Below are 19,707 nucleotides of genomic sequence, written 5' to 3' on the forward strand. Positions count from 1 at the left end.
AGGCCGGCTGCGGCGCTAGGGGAAAGCACGCATTGGATTGACGGGAGAAGGGCACTGAAAATTCAGAAACAGAATTGTGATTCTGATTTATGCGTGCGTTGACGCTTCCGCACGAAAGCGCGCATCAGGACGACACACGATGCGGACAGTCGGCCACGCAATGTGCTGCTTTCACCAACGAACTCTCGAGCCACGATCATGAACACGACGAATTTTGACTTGCCTGGCGACATGGCCAACCAGTTGGTCGATCCGAAGGCCTACACCGATCTCGATCGCCTGCATGCGACCTATACCTGGGCACGTGTGAACAATCCCGTCGCACGCGCGGTTGCCGACGGGCACGATCCGTTCTGGGTCGTCACGAAGCACGCCGACATTTCCGCGATCTCGCGGGACAACGCGCTGTTCCGCAACGGCGACTACTCCGTCGTCTGTCGACCGAAAGCGTCGATCCAGCACCTGATCGAAATGACGGGCAGCCCGAACGTCGTGAAATCGCTGGTGCACGTGGATGGCGACGAACACAAGAGCTTGCGCGCACTGACGCAGTCGTGGTTCATGCCGAACAGCATTCTCAAGCTGGACGACCGGATCCGCGCGCTGGCACGCGCCACCGTTGAAAAGCTCCGAGAGCAGAACGGGGAGACGATCGACTTCGCGAACGATATTGCGTTGCATTACCCGCTGCACGTCATCATGGACATTCTCGGCGTGCCGCAGGAAGATGCGCCGCGCATGCTGTCCCTGACGCAGGAAATGTTCGGCAGCGAGGACTCCGAATTCAAGCGCGAAAAACGGCGTGAAGGAAATTCCGACAGCGCGATGGGCAAGGCGCTGATGTCGGTCGTCGCCGATTTCAAGACGTATTTCGAGCGCCTGACGGCATTGCGCAAAAGCGAGCCGCGCAACGACGTCGCGAGCCTGCTCGCGAACGCCGTGGTGGACGGCAAGCCGATCGACGAGATGAGCCGCCTTGGCTACTACGTGATCATCGCGACGGCGGGGCACGATACGACGTCGTCGTCGACGTCGGTTGCGATGTGGGCGCTGAGTCGGTTCCCGGGGCTTCTGGAACGGCTTCAGGCGAATCCGGCGCTGATTCCGCAATTCATCGACGAAGCGGTGCGTCATGCGTCGCCGGTGCGTCACTTCATGCGCACGGCGACGGCCGACACCGAGATTCGCGGGAGGACGATCCGCAAGGGCGACTGGCTGATGCTGTGCTACGGATCGGCGAATCGCGACGAGGAGGTTTTTCCCGAACCGTTCGAGTTCGACATCGATCGCAAGCCGAATCGGCATCTTGCGTTCGGCTTCGGCGCCCACGTCTGCCTCGGCCAGCATCTCGCGAAGATGGAGATGCGCATCCTGTTCGAGGAGCTTGTTCCTGCGTTGCGCAAGGTCGAGCCTGTGGGCGACATGGATTTCATCGCATCCACGTTTGTGAGCGGGCCCAAGCATCTTGCCGTTCGCTGCACGATGCAGTGAACGGAATCCTTATCCCCGGTCAGGGAAACATCATGAACGAAAACAACACGATCGTCGTCAGGATCGAACGCCGTACCCTGGAAACGCCCGAGATCGTCTGTATCGAATTTCGCTTGCCCGACGGTTCGCCACTGCCCGCGTTCGACGCCGGCGCGCATATCGACGTACATGTGGCGCCCGGCATCGTCCGGCAGTATTCGCTCTGCAATCCGCCGTCGGAGCGCGACCGCTACGTGATCGGCGTATTGCGCGATCCGGCGTCGCGGGGCGGATCGATTGCGATTCACGATGGCTTTGCGGAGGGCGCGCTGGTGGAGATCGGCCTGCCGCGCAATCATTTCCCGATGAGCCCCGGCGTGGGCGTGCACCTCATGGCGGGCGGAATCGGGGTGACGCCCCTGCTGTGCATGGCCGAGGCACTGCAAGCGCAAGGGCGCGATTTCATCATGCACTACTGCACGCGCAGCGAGAGCGGCACCGCGTTCCTGAATCGCATTCGGCAAGCGCCGTTCGCGTCGCGCGTCGTGTTTCATTTCGACGACGGCGAGCCGTCAGGACAGCTCGACATCGATGCCGAATTCAGCCGGATGGGCGACGACGAAATCTATGTCTGCGGGCCGTCCGGTTTCATCGACTGGGTCTGCGCCGCCGCCGAACGGGCAGGCATACCGAAGCATCGTGTCCGGTTCGAGTATTTCAGCGCGAAGCCGGTCGACACATCGCATGACGGCGCGTTCGACGTCAGGATCGCCAGTACCGGGCAGACCTTCCACGTGCCGGCGGACCGGTCGGTCGTGGCGGTGCTGGCGGATGAGGGCATCGACATCTATACGTCGTGCGGCGAGGGGACGTGCGGTACGTGCCTTACCCGGGTCCTCGAAGGGCAGGTCGAGCATCGCGACGTGTTCCTGACTGACGACGAACACGCGGCCGGGGAGATGTTTACGCCGTGTTGTTCGCGCGCCAGGTCTTCGCTGCTCGTGCTGGATCTGTAAGCCTTGAAAACGTATCGAGGCCGGCGCGACAGGCGCGTCGGCCCCAATCACGGGAGAATGAACGTGCCCCTTGTCACGGACGCCTGGAAGGCCGACTGGCAGCCGATGGTCGCTGCCGTAGGTCGAAATTTCGACGACCGCCCGATCGTGTTTGCAGCCGATCGTATCGAATACAGCGCGGTGCGCCGCTGGCTCGAACCGTTGGAGTTCGATTGCGCGTTGCATTACGACCGCGACGTTGCGCGCCGTCATGGCCATGAGGATGTCATCGTGCCGGTCGCCGCGTTGCCGACCTTCGCGCTCGAACCGATGTGGCGCCCGGGCGACGTGCTGTTCGACAGCGACGCGCGCGATGCGCAGCCCTCGCGCAGCGCGGTGTCCGGCATTCGATGCGGGCTGGAGCCGCCGACGACCGGCTTCTTCGCGACCGATCTCGACATCGACTATCTGCTGCCGGTGACGGTTGGCGATCGCCTGGCGAAGCACGGAGCATGGCTCGTCGCCTGCGAACCGAAGGAAACCCGGGTCGGGCGCGGCGCATTCATCACGTGGCAGTCGCAACTTGTCAACGAGCGGCTTGACGTCGTGGCGCGCATCCGCACGACATTCTTCCGCTACAACCCGAGCCCTGAATCATGACGCACGTGCAGCGATATTGGGAGGACGTGATCGAAGGCGAGTCGCTGGACAGCGTCGCGTTTCCGCTCACCGTGTACCGGCTGGTCATGGCCGCCGGCGCAAACCGCGATTTCAACTCGATCCATCACAACAGCGAAGTCGCGCGGGCGACGGGTGCCCCCGAAATGTATGCGAACAACTTCCTGCTGCAGGGGATGTGGGAGCGTACGGTGCGGCAGTACATCGGCGAGGCCGGCACGATCCGGCGCCTGAACGGTTTCCGGATGCGCCTGTTCAATACGGTGGGCGATACGGTCGTCGTCAATGGGCGCGTCGCGCGCAAGTGGTGCGAAGGCGCCGGTTTCGTCGAATTCGAGATGTGGTCGGAGAACGCGCAGGGCGTATCCGTTGGTCCGGGAAGGATCGTCGCCGTGCTGCCGATGCGAGCCGGGCAACTCACGTAAGCCGCGTACGCGCAGGGCGGCGCGGTCGGGGTGTTGCCGTTCATCATGAGCGAGGCGGACCGATCCGGTCCGCCTCACGACCAGCCTGCGCGAATCAGCGGTTCTTCCACATCGGCTTGCGCTTCTCCTTGAACGCGTTCGGCCCTTCCAGGTAGTCCTCGCTCGTATACAGTTCGTCGAGGTGGCGGCTCGGCGTCGTGCTGTCGCCGGCATCGACGTCGTTGACGATCTTCATCGACACACGCACCGATGTCGGCGATACGGACAGGATCTCTTCCGCGATGCCCAGTGCGCCGGCCAGCGCTTCGCCGGCTGGCGTCACCCGATTGACGAGGCCGAGTTCGGCCGCGCGGCGTGCGTGAATCGCGCGACCGGTGAGGATGTGTTCGAGCGCGATCTTGCGCGGTATCTCGCGCGGCAGGCGAACGAGGCCGCCGCAGGCGGCGACGACGCCGACCTTGACCTCGCTCAGCGCGAACGACGCGCGTTCGTCCGCCACGACGATGTCGCACGCAAGGGCCATTTCCATGCCGCCCCCCATCGCGTGACCATTGACCGCGGCAATCACCGGCTTGGTCCGGACACGCGCGGTCAGGCCGCCGAAGCCGCTTTGCGGAATCCACATCGGATTGCCGCTGGCCGTGTACTTGAGGTCGTTGCCGGCCGAGAACGCGTCGCTTCCCGCGCCGGTCAGGATCGCGACCCAGAGGTCGGGATCGGCGTCGAACGCATCCCAGATCCCGGCGAGTTCCTCATTGGCCGCCGGGTGCAGTGCGTTGCGCACCTCCGGGCGGTCGATCGTCACGATCAGGAGGTGGCCCCGACGTTCGACCTTCGCGAAATCGTACGCCGCGCGCAGCGCCGCGGAACACCGTGGAAACTGCTCGTCCAGCCGCGCCTCGCTGAACGCGAAGCGATTGCCGCGATCGGTTGCCCGCACATGGATCGTACGCCCCACCGGATCGCCGTCGAGCATGGCGTCGACCGTGCTCGCGTCGCCGGCCTCCGTTCTCGCGAGAAAGCGGGCCCCGTCCGCGTTGCGGCACACGGCGACCGCGTAGTCGGGAATTCCCTTCGCATACACGACCGTGAACGTCTCGACCGTCGCGCTGCCGCGGGGTTTCGTGGCCCGCGGCGGTGCGGGCCAGCCGTCGATCTCGGCCTGCAGGTGGGCGGAATCGTTCGGCACGAACGGTGCGGGGCGCGTCGTGTAGATGCCGACCGCGTACTTCGACAGGTAACCGCCATTCGCGCCGATCAGGCCATACGTGCCGTGGTGCGCGCGCAAACGCTCGACCATCGTCGCGATCGCGTGCATCGAGTAGTTGTTGCCCGGGCCGCCGAAGTAGGGCAGGCCGCCCGTGACGGTCAGGCCGCGCGGATCGTCGGCCGTCAGGCCGAGACCGTCGATTGCGACGCTCGACACGGCGATCGGATAACAACTGTAGAAGTCGAAGAACGCGAGATCGTCGGTCGTGACGCCGGCCTGCCGCATCGCATCGCGGCACGCGAGCACCGCGGCCGGATACCGGCCGAGTGCCTGGCGCTCCATCACTTCGCGTTCGACCGTGGCGGCATGACCGGCCAGGAACACCCATTTTCGTTCGTCGATGCCGAGTTCGCGCGCCACGCCGACGGTCGTCAGCAGGAGCGCGGCGCCTTGGTTGACCTGGTCGCGTGCGACAAGTCGCTGCGGATACGGCGAAGCGATCATGCGGTTGCGTTCACCGACGGTAACGAGTTCTTCGGCGGTGTACGGCGACACGGCGGACGACGCGTACGGATTGGCGGCGGCCACGCGGGTAAAGGGCGCGAACAGCTTTCCCATCTCCACGCCGTACTCGGCGGCTGTCTGGCCCAGCGCGCTGCGCCGCGCCGTTTCGCACAGTCCGTATGTCGGCGGCGTACCGACCAGGCCGTGGCTCGTGTTGTAGCGATAAACGAGGCCGCGCAGTCCCATGCCGCGGTTGTCGACGCTGCCGTCCACCTGTTCCGACCAGTCCGCCGTTCGACCCTCCGCCTTGAGCTGCCGAGCGGTGGAGATATTCTCTGCGCCGGCGATCAGTACCATGCGGCATTCACCGTCCGCGAGCCGCGCACAGAATTCGTTGACGAGCTTTTGCGGCGAATCGCCGCCTCCTTGTTCCCATACCGCGATGCGCGGTGCAATGCCGAGCCGGTTGGCGACGGAGCGCGGGAAATTGTTCGAGCGGCCGAACGGTTGTGCGCGTAGCGGATTCGAATCGTCGAAGGTTCGAGTGGTTGCGATGGCGTCGATATGTGCGCGCAGCCGGTCGAACGACTGCGCGTCCTCGATCGCGCGTGTTGCCGACTCGGCCGCGATGTCGACGGCACTCAACGCACGATAGGCCGGCGAGCCGATTCGCTCGGTGAACTGGCCGACGCCGACGATGACGGGGGTGGACGGGGAGAGTGACATGGTGTGAGTTTTCCAGCGGAAGGTCGATGAGCAACGGCAAGCCTGTCGTCATGGATTATCGCGGAGCGGAACGGAGCCGGATTCGTCGAAACCGACGAATCCGGGCAAGCATGTCCACGTGGTTCGACGCCATCGAAAATTCGTCGGTTCCGACGAATCGCGCACCGAGGATCGGGCCAACAATGGCGTGACGGTTGGAACCCCTTGGAGAACATATGTCCGAAGCATTTATCGTGTCCGCCGCGCGCACCGCGGGCGGGCGCCGCAATGGCCGCTTGTCCGGATGGCATCCGGTCGATCTCGCGGCGACGGTGATCGACGCGCTCATCCAGCGCACCGGTGCGGATCCGGCGATCGTCGAAGACGTCATCATGGGTTGCGTCGGCCAGGTCGGCGAACAGGCGATGAATATTGCTCGCGGTGCCGTTCTCGCCTCGGGGCTGCCCGAAGCCGTGCCTGGCACGACGGTCGACCGCCAGTGCGGGTCGTCGCAGCAGGCGGTGCATTTCGCCGCGCAGGCCGTGATGTCGGGGGCCATGGACGTGGTGATTGCCGCCGGCGTGGAAAGCATGAGCCGCGTACCGATGTTCACACCGGTATCGCTGCCGCAGCAGCACGGGCTTGGGCATTTCGTCAGCCCCGGCATCGCGCGGCGCTATCCGGACGTCGAGTTCAGCCAGTTTGCGGGTGCCGAGGCAATCGCGAGGAAGTTCGGACTGGCCCGGCCGGAGATCGATGGCTATGCGTTGCGCAGCCATCGTCACGCGATTGCGGCGACCGAGGCGGGCCTGTTCAACGCGGAAATCGTACCCGTTGCGGTGAAGACAAAGGACGGCGCGCCGAGCGGCGAGATGCATGTCGTCGACGAAGGCATCCGTTTCGATACGTCGCTGGATTCGATCTCGTCGGTCAAGCTGCTGGCTGAGGGCGGCGTGATCAGCGCAGCCAACGCCAGCCAGATCTGCGACGGCGCGAGCGGCGTGATGATCGTCAACCGCCGCGGATTGAAGGCCCTGGGGGTTGAACCGGTTGCGCGGATCCATCAGATGACGGTCATCGGGCACGATCCGGTGATCATGCTCGAGGCGCCGTTGCCCGCCACCCGCAAGGCGCTCGACAAGGCCGGCATGACGATCGACGATATCGACCTCTTCGAAGTCAACGAAGCATTCGCGCCGGTGCCGCTCGCGTGGCTGAAGGCACTCGACGCCGATCCGGAGCGGCTGAACGTCAACGGCGGCGCGATCGCGCTCGGACACCCGCTCGGCGGGTCCGGGACGCGGTTGATGACGACGCTCGTCCATGCGCTGGGCCAACGCGGCAAGCGCTACGGGTTGCAGACGATGTGCGAGGCCGGCGGACTGGCCAACGTCACGATCATCGAACGGCTCTGACCGTTCGGCGGCAGGGGTGCGGGTTCGCTCGATGCGTGCCGTGCCCGCATGCCGCGGGACGGGGCGCCGAGGCCTGTCCCGTCGCACACGAAAAATGGCGCGAAGTGTGCGCCCGCAGTCATAAACCAGTTTCGGAGACAGCCTGATGAAGCCTTCATTGCTTAGCGGCCTGCGTGTGGTCGACATGACGACGGTCATCTTCGGCCCGTATTGCACGCAGATTCTCGCCGATCTCGGTGCCGATGTGATCAAGATCGAGCCGGATGCCATCGGCGACGCGTCGCGAAATATCGGGAAGTCGGCCAGAACGCCCTACATGGGGCCGCTCCATATGCGCCTCAATCGCGGCAAGCGATCGGTGGTATGGGATCTGAAAAGCAGAGAAGGACGCGACGCGCTCGAACGCCTGCTCGCTACCAGCGACATCCTCATCCACAACATCCGTCCTGACGCCGTCGAGCGTGCACGGCTCGGTTACGAGACCGTGCGGGCATTGCGTCCGGACATCATCTATGTCCATTGCACGGGGTTCGATACCAGCGGCCCGTCAAGCGGACTGCCGGCTTACGACGACATCATTCAGGCGTCGTCGGGCGCAGCATCGTTGCTGCCGCGCGTGGACGGCAACCCGGCGCCGCGATTCCTGCCGATGGCATTCGCGGACAAGGTTTCCGGATTGCATGCGGCCTACGCGACGATGGCGGCCGTGATTCACCGTCTGCGAACGGGCGAAGGGCAATTCGTCGAAGTGCCGATGCTGGAGGCGATGGCGAGCTTCAACCTGCTCGAACACCTGTACGAGCGCACCTTCGATCCGCCGATCGGATCCACTGGCTACGCGCGGCAACTCGACCCGACGCGCCAGCCGATGCGGACCAAGGACGGCTACATCGTGATCGCGCCTTACCAGGACGGCCGATGGCTGCGCTTCCTCGAACTGACGGGCCTGTCGCACGTGACGCAGGAACCGGGGCTGACCACGCTGATGGAGCGGCGCGCGAACGCGGACCGGCTGTATCGGTACATGGCGCAGGTGTTGCCGGAAAGGACGACGGACGAATGGCTTGCGTTGCTGGCCGAAAACAACATTCCGGCCAGTCGCGTGAACACGATCGACGATCTGCTCGACGATCCACAGCTCAACGCGTCGGGGCTGTTCACGCAACGCGAACATCCGAGCGAAGGACGCTATACGGAGGTCGGTCAGCCGGTTCGCTTCTCGGCGGCTGAAAAGACCGTACCGCGACATGCGCCGACGCTCGGCGAGCATACGCAGGAGCTGAATCGCGAGCTGGGATTCGGCGAATAGGCGAGAGGGGCGGATCGAACCAGCCGTACCCGGAGGTGACGCTCCGGGATGGTGGGCGGTTTTGCCGTGCCAGAGCCACATGCGAAGGTGGCGGGGCGGCAGTGGCGTCGAGCGATTCGAACGGCGGGAAAGGGAGCGATTGAAAGTGGATTGACGGAATTATTCCGGTATTTCCGGTTTATTAATAAGTATAACGAAATTAAATGGGTGGAGACAAATGAAGCGATTCAGACGTTCCATGGCGCCGCTTGCGATGTCGTGCGTGCCTTTTGCGATACCCATGTCGGCATGGGGAGCACTCGGTGCGCAGCCGGATTCCTATTCGCCGCTGCTGATGGGGATGGGGGGCGCATCGATTGCCAATCCGGTGGACGCGATCTCGGGCGCCGAGAACCCGGCGAACCTGTCGAAGGTCGGCAATCGGGCCGATTTCGCGACACTGCTGCTGACGACGGATCAGAACAACACATACCTGTCTCCGAAAAACCAGCTGTCCGGGCTGAAGTTCTTCGTGATCCCGAGCGGCGGCTTCAATTTCCAGTACGACAGCAAGACGACGTTCGGCGTGGTGGTCTCCGGCGAAGGCGCGGGAGGGTTGTATAACCAGTCGAGCGTACCGGTTCCCGGGTTGAGCCATTCGACGACGATCTTTGTCGCGAACTTCATTTCGCCAACCGTCACGCGCAAACTGACGGACAACCTCGCCGTGGGCGTGTCGCTCAACCTGGTGTCCGCGGCGTTCCTTGCACGCGGCGTCGCGGTGCCCGATGGCCAGCCGATCGACGCCGACTTGTCCAGCGGATTCTCGCAGTTGCCCGGCCACGGGATGCGCTTCGCCTATGGCGCCGGTTTCAGGCTCGGGGCCCTGTGGGACGTGTTGCCGACCCTGTCCGTCGGCGCAAGCTACACATCGAAGACGGCACTCAGCCGCTTCTCCGGATACAACCGTGATGTGCTCGCGTCGAGCGATGGCCGCGGAGATCTGCCGGAAGAATACGGCGTCGGCGTGTCGTGGCGTCCGACTTCCGCACTCACGCTGGCGGCGGACTACCTCCGCATCAATTGGGGCAACACGCGGGTATTCGGCAATCCGGAGTCGTTCGGCTACAGGAACATCAATGCCGGGCGATTCGGTGCTTCCTACGACATCGACAACCGGTGGACGGTACGCACGGGCTACATGGTGTCCGGCCAGTGGTCCGATTCCGCTCACACGATGACCAACGTGCTCGGCCCCGTCACGCAGAACCGGTCGGTCACCGGCGGCTTCACCTGTCACGTCGACAAGACGCAGGACATCAGCTTCTCGTTCGACTACGGGCTGCCGAACAAGGTGTACGGGACCGGGGCTTCCACGGGCACGAACCTCGATACGTCCATCAACTTCTACGCGCTCCAGTACTCCAGGAAGTTCTGAGCATTCGTGTAGCGAGTCACGCGGAATGAAGAGAACCGTTCCAAGGAGTATGGGTTTTGACCATGGCGTTGAGCACGGTCAGGCGCTTGCGCATGCAAGCAACCAGTGCGCCCTTGGGCGGTTTGCCGATAGAGATCGGTCGTTGCTGGAAAGCGGTAATAGCGGTGGTGCGCCGACGAATGCGCGTGGTGATCTCCCCGTGACCCGCAGCAATGATTCTGGCGAGAAATCAGCCGTATGGTCAGGGAGCAAGTACCAGTCTGTCTCCAGGAACCCGAGCGGCAAGCTCGGGTAGTAATATCTCGGCATCAAACGATTCATCAAGTCCTGCGACGACGGTTGCGAGCAATCCAGCCGATCTGAATTCCGGATCATGCGGCTGCTGCGGGTTTCGCGCGGTCGGATTCCAGGTGTCCGGGGCCGGAAAACAACGCGTTGCTTATAAAAGCGATCGGCGATCGTCCGCACAAGTTGCGGGCGAAGATCATTCGAGGAGCAAGGGTGACCGGCAAAGCACTGAAGTTCAATTACGTTGCGCTGGTGATCGGCCTGTGCGCAGCCATCTGGACGCTGATTTCGCTTGACGACAGGCTGGCCTTCATCAAATCCTCGATTGCCACGCAAGGGACAGTCGTTCGACTGAACTACGGTGAACATCATCCCGAGATTTCATTTGTGACGCAGGCGGGCGAACATGTATCGTTTCCGGGTAGCTTCGTTTCGGTGGAGGTTGGCGATTCATTGCCTGTCCGCTACGACCCGACCAAACCACTTGCATCGGCGAAAGTCGATACGTTTAGCAACATGTGGCTTGAGACGATCCTGTCAGCCGTTTTTGCAATCTCATTCATATACGCCGGATTGACCGGAGAGCCGTTGCGGCCAAGATATGGATGAGCCATGTGGATAGGGGCGCTGAGAGGGGCTATGAAATTCATGTCCGAAGCGGGCGGCGGTGCCCTTGTCCGGCAAAGCGGTTCCGTTTGGAAATTGAAAATTCCGGCATGGCGTTGTCATCGAAACCAGGTGGCATGCCGTGAAGAAAAGCAACTTCACCGAAGAACAGATCGCATACCTGTCTCAGACGAGCAGCGCTGTTGACAGCGCTCCCGGCGTTCACCCCGGCACGTGAGTTCACCGAGGGTCAATGGCTGGTAATACGTACGCGCACGGAACGATCGAACTGATTCCGCCGCGCGGCGGAGGCGCCGTCCCCTTGATTCCGGTCAAGACACCAAACGCCGCGCGATTGCATGGCGTCGATCAAATCTGCGCCCTGCCGCCATCGACGAAGAGTTCGATACCGGTCACGAAGCTGGAGTCATCGGAGGCGAGAAACAGCGCGGCCCTGGCGACTTCGTCGGCTTCGCCCATGCGTCCCATCGGAATCGTGGACACCATCCTCGCGATGAGATCCACCGGCTGGCCGTCCATGATCGGCGTGTCGATCGGGCCGGGGCTGAGGACGTTCGAGCGAATGCGGCGGTCCTTCAGTTCCACGCTCCAGGCACGGACGAAGTTCCGTATCGCGGCCTTGCTCGCGCCGTACACGCCGAAGGCAGGCGTGCCTTTCATGCTCGCGACCGAGCCCGCGAGAATGATGGATCCGCCGTCGTTCAGCAGCGGCAATGCCTTCTGCACCGTGAACAGCGTTCCTTTGACGTTGATGTCGAATATCGTGTCGAAATGCTCCTGCGTGATGTGTCCCAGTGGAGCGAAGCCGCCGACGCCGGCATTGGCGAAGACGATGTCGATCCGGCCTTTCGCGCCGACGGTTTCGTAGAGGCGATCGAGGTCGGACATGTTCGCAATGTCGCCCTGAACGCCGGTGACGTGGCTGCCGATTTGTGCCACGGCCTCGTCGAGTTCCTTCTGGCGGCGGCCCGTGATGAAGACATGGGCCCCTTCGCTGACGAAGCGTTTCGCCGTGGCTAGACCGATGCCCGTCGTGCCGCCCGTAATGACCGCGATTTTTCCGTCGAGTTTGTTCATCGATGCAACTCCAGTGATCGTCGAGAGGCGTTACGCTGCCGCGCTGGGGCGGCTCGATACCGCGTCGTACCAGCGCTTGAGCGCGGCCTGGTCGGTTGACGGGGACAACCCCAGCGACCTCGCGAAGTCGACGGCCACCAACGCAGTGATGTCCGCCACCGAATAGCGCGCGCCGGCCACGAACGACGTCTGCTCCAGCCGCCGATTCAGGTCGGCGAAGAAGTCCCGTACTCGCAGGACGCTGCGCTCGACCAGCGCCGGAATCTGCTCGTAGTCGTGGGGGCCGGCCATGGCGCGGCCCTTCAAGCCGGCCAGTTTGTTTCGGATGCCTTCCATCACGGGCGCGAAGCCTTCCAGCTCGGCACGCCGCTCCCACATCGCGATCAGCGCCTTGTCCGTCGGCGTCGTGCCCGTCAACGGCGTGTCGGGAAAGGCTTCGTCGAGATAGCGCATGATGACCGGCACTTCGCCGATGGCGGTGCCGTCCTCCAGCACGAGGGTCGGCACCACCCGGCGCGGATTGATTGCCCGGTAGGCATCCGAATGTTGTTCGCCGTTGCCGAGATCGACGGCGACGAGCGGGACGTCCAGGCCTTTCTCGGCGAGGAGAATCCGTATCCGCCGCGAATTCGGCGAGGCGGGAGCGTGGTAAAGCTTCAGCGTATCGGGCGTCATCGCGATATACCCATGGAGTCGTGAGCGAGGAGGTGAGGGCGGCTCAGAGCCTGGAGCCGCCGTCGACGTTGACGGTGTCGCCGGTGATCCAGCGTGCGTCGTCGGATGCCAGGAAGGCGACCACCGGAGCGATGTCCTCCGGCTGGGCCAGACGCTTGAGCGCCTGCATGCCGAGCGTGACCTCGCGGCCGGCATCGGTCCTGGCGAAACTGGACATGTCCGTTTCGACCACGCCGGGGGCGACGGCGTTGACGCGCACGCCGCACGGCCCGAGGGCCGTGGCGAAGTGCTTCACCAGGGTATCGACGGCGCCCTTGGTGGCCGCATAGGCGGACAGCGTGCCGACCGAGGCGTGGGCGGCCAGCGAAGACGTGAAAACGATGCTGCTGCCCGTGCACAAGACCGGCATCAACTGCTGCACCAGGAAGAACGGCGCGCGGACGTTGACGGCGAAGAGGCTGTCGAAGTCCTCGATCGTGGTGTCCTCGATGCTCGCCGCCCGGGATATGCCGGCGTTGGCCACCAGGATGTCGAGACGGCCGCCGACCGTCTCGCGGACCTGGCCGGCCAGCGCGTGCGGGCCGTCCGCCTGCCGCAAGTCGGCGCCGACTTTTCCGGCGCGGCCGCCGAGCGCGCGGATTTCGGCGACGACGGCATCGGCCTCCTGCTCGCCGCGGCTGTAGTGAACCAGCACCTGCGCACCGGCCCGTGCGAGGGCCAGGGCGATTGCGCGGCCGATGCCGCGCGAGGCTCCCGTGACGAGAGCGGTCTTTCCGGAGAGATTAGTCATGATCGCAACGCTTGCTCGAAGGATGGATGGGGGCGCGCGGCGCGTTCACGCGTTCATGCCGCCGTCGACGGTCAGATTCGCACCGGTGATGTAGGACGATTCCGGGCCGGCGACGAACGACACCGCCGCGGCGATCTCGTCCGCCCGGCCGTAGCGATCGAGCGCGGTCGCGGCCTTTTGCGGTACGGCCCAGTCGCCCGAAGCGGGATTCAGGTCGGTATCGATCGGGCCCGGCTGAACGTTGTTGACCGTAATGCCGCGGCGTCCGACTTCCCGGGACAGCGCCTGGGTGAACATCTTCACGGCGGCCTTGGTGGCGGCGTAAGGCACCAGCCCGGGCGCAACGGCACGCTCGCCGACCGCCGAGCCGATCATGATGATGCGTCCGCCGTCGCTCATGTGCTTCAGCGCGGCGCGGGTGGTGGCGAACACGCCGCGGACGTTGATGTCGAGGACGCGGTCCATTTCCTCGAGCGTGGTGTCCTCGAACGTCTTCGGAATGGCCGTGCCGGCATTGTTCACCAGCACGTCCAGCCGGCCGAGGGTTGCCACCGCCTGGTCGACCGCGCGCGTGACGGCCGCGGCGTCCGCCGCGTCGGCCTGGATCGCCAGCGCCTTGCCGCCGTCGGCTTCGATTGCCTTGACCACGGCGTCCGCCGCGGCGGCGTCCCGGGCGTAGGTGATGGCGACGCTCGCGCCGTCCGCGGCGAGGCGCCTGGCGATCGCCGCACCTATGCCCCGCGAGCCGCCCGTTACGAGTGCCACCTTGTTCGTCAGCGTGTTCATTGTCTTGCTCCTGATGATCGTTCGATCGAAAACATCGTTTAGGATCAGCAGCTTGCCGGTTGGCATGCGTGCTTCCATGGATGTCAATGTAGGCGGGTATTCCGGTCCTGAAAAATACCTTGTAAGCTGAGGGGCATAACTTAAAAGCATGGATAGGCGATGGAACTCCGGCATCTGCGTTACTTCATAGGCGTGGCCGAGGAAGGCAGCCTGACGACCGCCGCCGAGCGGCGCCTGCACGTTTCCCAGCCGGCGCTGAGCCGGCAGATTCGCGATCTGGAGTACGAGGTGGGCGTCGAACTGCTGACGCGCAGCATTCACGGCGTCGAACTGACCGCCGCGGGGAAGGTCTTCCTCGACCATGCCCGCCTGGCACTGGCGCAGGTCGCGGCCGGCGTGGAGGGCGCGCGCCGTGCCGCGCAGCCGGCCAGGAAGACCTTCGCGATCGGCTTCCAGACCGGGCACGAGATGAACTGGCTGCCCCGGGTGATGCATGTGCTGCGCGACGAACTGCAGAACATCGAGGTCAACGTGTCGAGCGACTATTCGCCCGATCTGGCCGAGGCTCTCGTTCGCGGCCGGATCGACGTCGCCTTCATGCGCGTCGAACCCGGATTCGATCTGGGCTACGAGGTTGTCGATCACGAGCCGCTCATCGTCCTGATGCCGAGCGATCATCGGCTCACCGCCAGGGAAGCGATTCATCCGCGCGATCTGGTCGGGGAGATCTTCATCGGCGGCTCCAACAAGGCGGGCGTGCTGCACGACGTCACGATGGAATACTTGCGCCGCTCGGGAGTCGACATCACGCTCGACCACCACGTCGACAACATGGCGATGGCCATTTCCCTCGTGGCTTCCACGCGCGGGCTCGCCCTGATGCCCGCCTATGCCAGGGATCTGTTGCCGTGGTCGGTCGTCAGCCGTCCGCTGGAAGGCGAGGCGCCGACGATCGACGTCGCGGTCGGCTACAGCAAGGCGAACCGCTCGCCGACGCTCAAGCTGTTCCTGTCACGTCTGAACGAATTGCGGGCGTTGAGCGAGAAGCGCTGACAGCGCCTCGCGTGTCATGCTCCGGTGCAAGGCTGCTCATACGGCAATGGGCGAAAAGACGGTGAGCGCGAAGATGGCCGACTACGTCAGACGGTGGGTGGCGGCGAAGCGCAAGAGCGCGCTGGTGCTGGACGTCATTCAGGGCGAGACGACGTCGCCGAGGCGTTCACCTTGGCCGCCTGACCCGAGCAGGTTTCGACGGGTGTTACCACCGGCGCACTCCGTCGCCCCGAACCGATCCGGACTTGCGCCAGCACGCGCGCATCGTCCGGATCTCGACTGCCTCACTCGACCGTCACCGATTTCGCCAGATTCCTCGGCTTGTCGATATCCGCGCCGCGCAAGCATGCCGCGTGATACGCGAGCAACTGCAACGGCACGACGTGCAGGATCGGCGACAGCAACCCGTAGTAATCCGGCATGCGCAGCACCGACACGCCTTCGCCGTTGTCGATCCGCGTATCGGCATCGGCGAACACGTAAAGCTGCCCGCCGCGCGCCCGCACCTCCTGCATGTTCGACTTCAGCTTCTCGAGCAGCGCGTCGTTGGGCGCGATCGTCGCGACGGGCATCGTGTGGGTGACGAGCGCTAGCGGCCCATGCTTCAGCTCGCCCGCGGGATACGCCTCCGCATGAATATACGAAATCTCCTTCAGCTTCAGCGCCCCTTCGAGCGCGATCGGATAATGCAGGCCGCGCCCGAGAAAAAGCGCATTCTCGTGCTGCGAGAATTCCGCCGCCCAGCGCTCGATCTGCGGTTCGAGCGCGAGCACGTCTTCGAGCGCGCCGGGCAGCCGTCGCAGCTGCGTCGCATGGCGCGCGAGCTGCGCATCGTCGACGTAGCCGCGCAGCCGTCCGAGCGTGACCGCGAGAATGAACAGCGCGACGAGCTGCGTCGTGAACGCCTTGGTCGACGCGACGCCGATTTCCGGGCCGGCCCGCGTGAGGAAGCGCAGGCGGGTCTGGCGCATCATCGCGCTGGTCGGCACGTTGCAGATCGCCAGCGTGTCGATATGGCCGAGCGCCTGCGCATACTTGAGGGCGGCCAGCGTATCGGCGGTCTCGCCGGATTGCGACACGCTCACCACCAGCGTGTTCGGCAGCGCGAGCGCATCGCTGTAACGGTATTCGCTGGCGATCTCGACCTGCGCGGGCACGCGTGCGATCGTTTCGAGCCAGCGGCGCGCGGTCAGGCCGGAATAGTGACTCGTGCCGCACGCGAGAATCAGGACATTGTCGATCTGCCGGAACGCCCGCGCGGCGTCCGGGCCGAATACGGCCGGATCGAACAGCCCCGCGTCCGGGATGGTCGCGGCCACGGCCTGCGGTTGCTCGAAGATCTCCTTCTGCATGAAATGCCGGTACGGCCCGAGTTCGACCGCGCCCTGCTCGGACGAGATGGTCTGTACCGCGCGCTCGACCGGCGCGCCGCCGCGATCGAGCACCCGTACGCCGCCCGCCGTCAGCTCGACGATGTCGCCTTCCTCGAGAAAGATGAAGCGGTCGGTGATGCCGGCAAGCGCGAGCGCGTCGGACGCGAGAAAGCATTCGCCGTCCTTCACGCCGACGACGAGCGGCGAGCCGGCGCGCGCGCCGATCAGCCGCTGCGGCTCGTGCTTGCTGAACACGGCGATCGCGTAGGCGCCGTGCAGCTGCGCCGTTGCGGCGCGCACGGCGGCGAGCAGGTCGCCGCGATACTGGCTGTGGATCAGGTGGGCGACGACTTCGGTGTCGGTCTGGCCGTCGAATTCGTAGTGTTCGTCGGAAAGTTGCTTGCGCAACGTCTCGTGGTTCTCGATGATGCCGTTGTGCACGAGGGCGATCTCGTCGCGCGAGAAGATCGGATGCGCGTTGCAGGTGGCCGGGGCGCCGTGCGTCGCCCAGCGCGTATGCGCGATGCCGGTGCTCCCGGTCAGGCCGGCGGTGCGCACGTGCGCGTCGAGGTCGGCAACGCGCGACACGCTGCGCTCCCGGCGCGCCTGGCCGTCGACGACCGTCGCGACGCCGCACGAATCGTAGCCGCGATACTCGAGGCGACGCAAACCTTCAATCAGAATCGGGACGATGTCCCGTTGCGCGACCGCGCCGACGATGCCACACATGACACGTCTCCTTCCCGTTCAATCATCATGGACCGCGCGCACCGTTGCATCAGTGCGATGCGGTTGCCGTTGCCGACACCGTCGTGAATCCGCATCGAGCGGGTGCGACGGGCGGGGCTGTCCGGCTCTCGAATGCCAGATAGAGCGTCTCCTCCAGTACGTTCCAGTGCGCGCCCTGCCGGTACGTGCCCGACCGCGCATGCCAGCAGGCCATCGTGTTCCCGTCGTTCATCTTGAGCGCGACCAGCCCGATCAGGCTCCACGGGTAATCGGCGTCGGCGAGTTGCGGCCAGCGCTTGCCGTATCTCCGCATCCACTGCGCGTAGATCTCCTCGTTGGAGAGTTCGGGGACCTGGATGTCCGACAGGAGCGGGAGAATCTGGGCGACTTTCGCCGGATAAAGACTCGTCTCGCCAACCTGCTGCGTGCTGGCGCGAAAGCCGGATTGCCGGCCGCGCCAGAACACCTTCAGGATCGACGCCGCGAGCCGGTCGGCGCGCTGGCTCCAGGGGCGTGCGTGGGCGTAGTCGGCACGCCGGACGTAGTAGGTCGACAGTGCGAGGAACGCGCTGTGCACCTCGACGTTGTCCATCAGCCACGCGACCTGCAGGGACGAGGAGACCCGATAGACGCCGGAGGGTTTGTCGAACAGCGTGTCCAGATGTTCGCCCGCGCGGTTCAGGCTGAGTTCCCACGCGGCAGGCAGGCCTTCGGGGGGCGCGAAGCGGGCGAGCAGTTCGATCCAGGTGGCCATCACGGCATCGTCGGTTTCCGCTTCGGCGCATGCGCTGTACTGGTCGTTCTTCGCGCAGTAGCGCGCGAAGCTGCCGTCGTCGCGCTGGCGCGGCATCAACCAGGCGATCCAGGCGAGGGCCGCCGCCCGGGTGTCGAGTTGTGCGTCGGACGCGGCGAGCAGCGCCTTCGCGGCGAAGTAAGGATCGATGCCGGCGCCGTTCGCGCGGACGGTGATCGCACCGTCGGCGCGTTGATACGGTCCGTCGAGCCGGAGTTCGGCGGCGTTCGCGAGCAGTGCGAAGCCGCACGCGGCGATGCAGCAGGCGATGTGCCACAGGCGGCACGGCGAGACGGCGGCCGCCACGCGCACGTGTGCGGGCGGGAACAGCTCGGGCCGGGTCATGTTCTTGGTCGCCTGCGCGGCGGTCCTGTGCAATCGTCGCCGCGCGCGGCGTTGGCCGCGTCGCGCCCGGCGGGCGTGTCGATGTCGTGGCTCGGTTCACCCTGGAGCCGGTGAGCACGAGGCTGGAGCCGATAGGCGCGCGCACGAACCGGTTCTGCACATGCGAGCCCGAAAACGGCCCGCGGATCGCGCGTATCTCGACGGGGCGCGGCGACACGTCGAACGTGCAGGAACGCTTGCCCTTCGTTCCCGGCGGACGCGTCGTCATCCGGCTTCGTTGCTTCGGTGTTCCCGTCTGTCCGCTGTCGTGCGCGTGCGTCGGGGCTTGCCTGTGCGTGATGAAGCAAGGCGTGAGCCATCGGTCGCGATGCCGCGCGCAGCAAGGATCGGGGCGCGGGCCGGGCGTGCGGCCCGCGCGGCGGCGGCGCATTTTGATTCATCGAAGAATCAGCTTGCACATGCGTCGAGCGACCGTGCACGACCGGCTTCGTTTGCCGCGTGCGCGATGTGCCGGGCGATTCGTCTGCCGAACCGGTGCCGCCCTGTCGGCGCGGCCTGGCGTCGCGATGCGTCGCGCGCCGTTCGTTGCGTGTGCATCGGCCCGGATGCGAGCGCATGGCGTGCCGTGGCACGCATCGGATGAACCGGACTCCGATGCAACCGGCCCGTTCGCGAGCCGCGTTACACATTCGCAACATTTCCCGCCCCGTTAATTCGTGCGACGTGAACGACGTTGCATGTCCGGCCAAAGCGATGGAAGGGCGGTCGCTCGCACGCTGCGCACTGCACTGACGAAAGCTGTGAATCGAGACGACGCAACGCCTCTCGGCGGATTCGTGACGGACGACACGCAGCGTGTGCCGGACGTGCATGCGCGATTCGTCCGACGACGTTGTCGAACGAATGGTGCGATCGCCCGGATGTCCGTCTGTATCGCCCTTGCGCGTCGATGCAGCGCGCGTAGCAGTTGTGAAACGTTCCGCCGCGCGCTGCGAGTACGGCCCGTGTGCGGCATGAACGGGGCGCGGGCACAGGGCGGCTGG

16 protein-coding genes and 2 pseudogenes are annotated in these 19,707 nt (G+C 64.9%); 10 read left to right on the top strand and 8 right to left on the bottom strand.

Annotation, left to right across the window (positions count from 1 at the left end; translation table 11 throughout):
- Positions 1 to 198: 198 nt before the first annotated feature.
- From GQ56_RS0131210 to GQ56_RS0131225, 4 genes are all read left to right on the top strand, one after another.
- Positions 199 to 1,491, top strand: coding sequence for a cytochrome P450 (locus tag GQ56_RS0131210; RefSeq protein ID WP_031402387.1), 1,293 nt, complete (start codon positions 199 to 201; stop codon positions 1,489 to 1,491).
- A gap of 32 nt (positions 1,492 to 1,523) precedes the next feature.
- On the top strand, positions 1,524 to 2,486 hold the full coding sequence (locus tag GQ56_RS0131215) for a PDR/VanB family oxidoreductase (protein ID WP_031402388.1): 963 nt from the start codon (positions 1,524 to 1,526) through the stop codon (positions 2,484 to 2,486).
- 63 nt (positions 2,487 to 2,549) lie between these two features.
- Entirely contained in the window at positions 2,550 to 3,125 is a 576-nt protein-coding gene (locus tag GQ56_RS0131220) for an FAS1-like dehydratase domain-containing protein (protein ID WP_200878013.1), read from the top strand.
- Positions 3,122 to 3,568: a hotdog family protein gene (locus GQ56_RS0131225; RefSeq protein WP_031402390.1), complete on the top strand. Its 447-nt coding sequence runs from the start codon at positions 3,122 to 3,124 to the stop codon at positions 3,566 to 3,568. The genes GQ56_RS0131220 and GQ56_RS0131225 overlap by 4 nt, the downstream gene beginning before the upstream one ends.
- Before the next feature lie 94 nt (positions 3,569 to 3,662).
- On the opposite strand, the gene GQ56_RS46740 is transcribed toward GQ56_RS0131225, so the two are convergent.
- Positions 3,663 to 6,008 carry an enoyl-CoA hydratase-related protein gene (locus GQ56_RS46740; RefSeq protein WP_031402391.1) on the bottom strand — a complete coding sequence of 782 codons (2,346 nt, stop codon included), beginning with the start codon at positions 6,006 to 6,008 and terminating at the stop codon, positions 3,663 to 3,665.
- 215 nt (positions 6,009 to 6,223) lie between these two features.
- On the opposite strand from GQ56_RS46740, the gene GQ56_RS0131235 reads away from it, so the two are divergent.
- The 3 genes from GQ56_RS0131235 to GQ56_RS0131245 all read left to right on the top strand — a co-directional run bounded on the left by GQ56_RS0131235 (position 6,224) and on the right by GQ56_RS0131245 (position 10,128).
- Positions 6,224 to 7,402 carry an acetyl-CoA C-acetyltransferase gene (locus GQ56_RS0131235; RefSeq protein ID WP_031402392.1) on the top strand — a complete coding sequence of 393 codons (1,179 nt, stop codon included), beginning with the start codon at positions 6,224 to 6,226 and terminating at the stop codon, positions 7,400 to 7,402.
- A gap of 145 nt (positions 7,403 to 7,547) precedes the next feature.
- On the top strand, positions 7,548 to 8,711 hold the full coding sequence (locus GQ56_RS0131240; RefSeq protein ID WP_031402393.1) for a CaiB/BaiF CoA transferase family protein: 1,164 nt from the start codon (positions 7,548 to 7,550) through the stop codon (positions 8,709 to 8,711).
- A 280-nt stretch (positions 8,712 to 8,991) separates the two neighbouring features.
- A complete protein-coding gene (locus tag GQ56_RS0131245; protein ID WP_052007366.1) occupies positions 8,992 to 10,128 on the top strand; it encodes an OmpP1/FadL family transporter in 1,137 nt (378 codons plus the stop codon).
- 16 nt (positions 10,129 to 10,144) lie between these two features.
- On the opposite strand, the pseudogene GQ56_RS46745 reads toward GQ56_RS0131245, so the two are convergent.
- A pseudogene (locus GQ56_RS46745) lies at positions 10,145 to 10,318 on the bottom strand (IS110 family transposase); the annotation flags it as partial.
- 311 nt (positions 10,319 to 10,629) lie between these two features.
- Between GQ56_RS46745 and GQ56_RS44920 the strand changes: the two are divergent.
- Positions 10,630 to 11,025, top strand: a complete 396-nt coding sequence (locus GQ56_RS44920; RefSeq protein WP_152601913.1) for a DUF3592 domain-containing protein — start codon at positions 10,630 to 10,632, stop codon at positions 11,023 to 11,025.
- Between the two features lie 366 nt (positions 11,026 to 11,391).
- Here GQ56_RS44920 and GQ56_RS0131255 read toward each other — a convergent pair whose 3' ends face one another.
- Genes GQ56_RS0131255 through GQ56_RS0131270 form a run of 4 tightly spaced genes read right to left on the bottom strand, consistent with a single transcriptional unit; the run spans position 11,392 to position 14,437 of the window.
- Positions 11,392 to 12,120 (bottom strand): SDR family NAD(P)-dependent oxidoreductase, encoded by a 729-nt coding sequence (locus tag GQ56_RS0131255; RefSeq protein ID WP_031402395.1) that lies wholly within the window; start codon positions 12,118 to 12,120, stop codon positions 11,392 to 11,394.
- Positions 12,121 to 12,150: 30 nt separating this feature from the next.
- The gene (locus GQ56_RS0131260; protein WP_031402396.1) at positions 12,151 to 12,795 is read right to left on the bottom strand and encodes a glutathione S-transferase family protein; all 645 of its coding nucleotides are present in this window, start codon (positions 12,793 to 12,795) and stop codon (positions 12,151 to 12,153) included.
- A gap of 43 nt (positions 12,796 to 12,838) precedes the next feature.
- On the bottom strand, positions 12,839 to 13,585 hold the full coding sequence (locus tag GQ56_RS0131265; RefSeq protein ID WP_031402397.1) for an SDR family NAD(P)-dependent oxidoreductase: 747 nt from the start codon (positions 13,583 to 13,585) through the stop codon (positions 12,839 to 12,841).
- A gap of 45 nt (positions 13,586 to 13,630) precedes the next feature.
- On the bottom strand, positions 13,631 to 14,437 hold the full coding sequence (locus GQ56_RS0131270) for an SDR family NAD(P)-dependent oxidoreductase (RefSeq protein ID WP_321029208.1): 807 nt from the start codon (positions 14,435 to 14,437) through the stop codon (positions 13,631 to 13,633).
- A gap of 93 nt (positions 14,438 to 14,530) precedes the next feature.
- On the opposite strand from GQ56_RS0131270, the gene GQ56_RS0131275 reads away from it, so the two are divergent.
- A complete protein-coding gene (locus GQ56_RS0131275; protein WP_031402399.1) occupies positions 14,531 to 15,424 on the top strand; it encodes a LysR family transcriptional regulator in 894 nt (297 codons plus the stop codon).
- 61 nt (positions 15,425 to 15,485) lie between these two features.
- A pseudogene (locus GQ56_RS47090) lies at positions 15,486 to 15,578 on the top strand (DUF1153 domain-containing protein); the annotation flags it as partial.
- 130 nt (positions 15,579 to 15,708) lie between these two features.
- Here the strand turns inward: GQ56_RS47090 and glmS are convergent.
- Together glmS and GQ56_RS0131285 are read right to left on the bottom strand one after the other, a co-directional pair.
- On the bottom strand, positions 15,709 to 17,526 hold the full coding sequence (gene glmS / locus GQ56_RS0131280) for a glutamine--fructose-6-phosphate transaminase (isomerizing) (protein WP_031402400.1): 1,818 nt from the start codon (positions 17,524 to 17,526) through the stop codon (positions 15,709 to 15,711).
- Positions 17,527 to 17,575: 49 nt separating this feature from the next.
- Complete coding sequence (locus GQ56_RS0131285) at positions 17,576 to 18,664, bottom strand: hypothetical protein (protein ID WP_031402401.1); 1,089 nt, start codon at positions 18,662 to 18,664, stop codon at positions 17,576 to 17,578.
- Positions 18,665 to 19,707 lie beyond the last annotated feature (1,043 nt).

The organism is Burkholderia paludis (assembly GCF_000732615.1).
GTDB lineage: Bacteria > Pseudomonadota > Gammaproteobacteria > Burkholderiales > Burkholderiaceae > Burkholderia > Burkholderia paludis.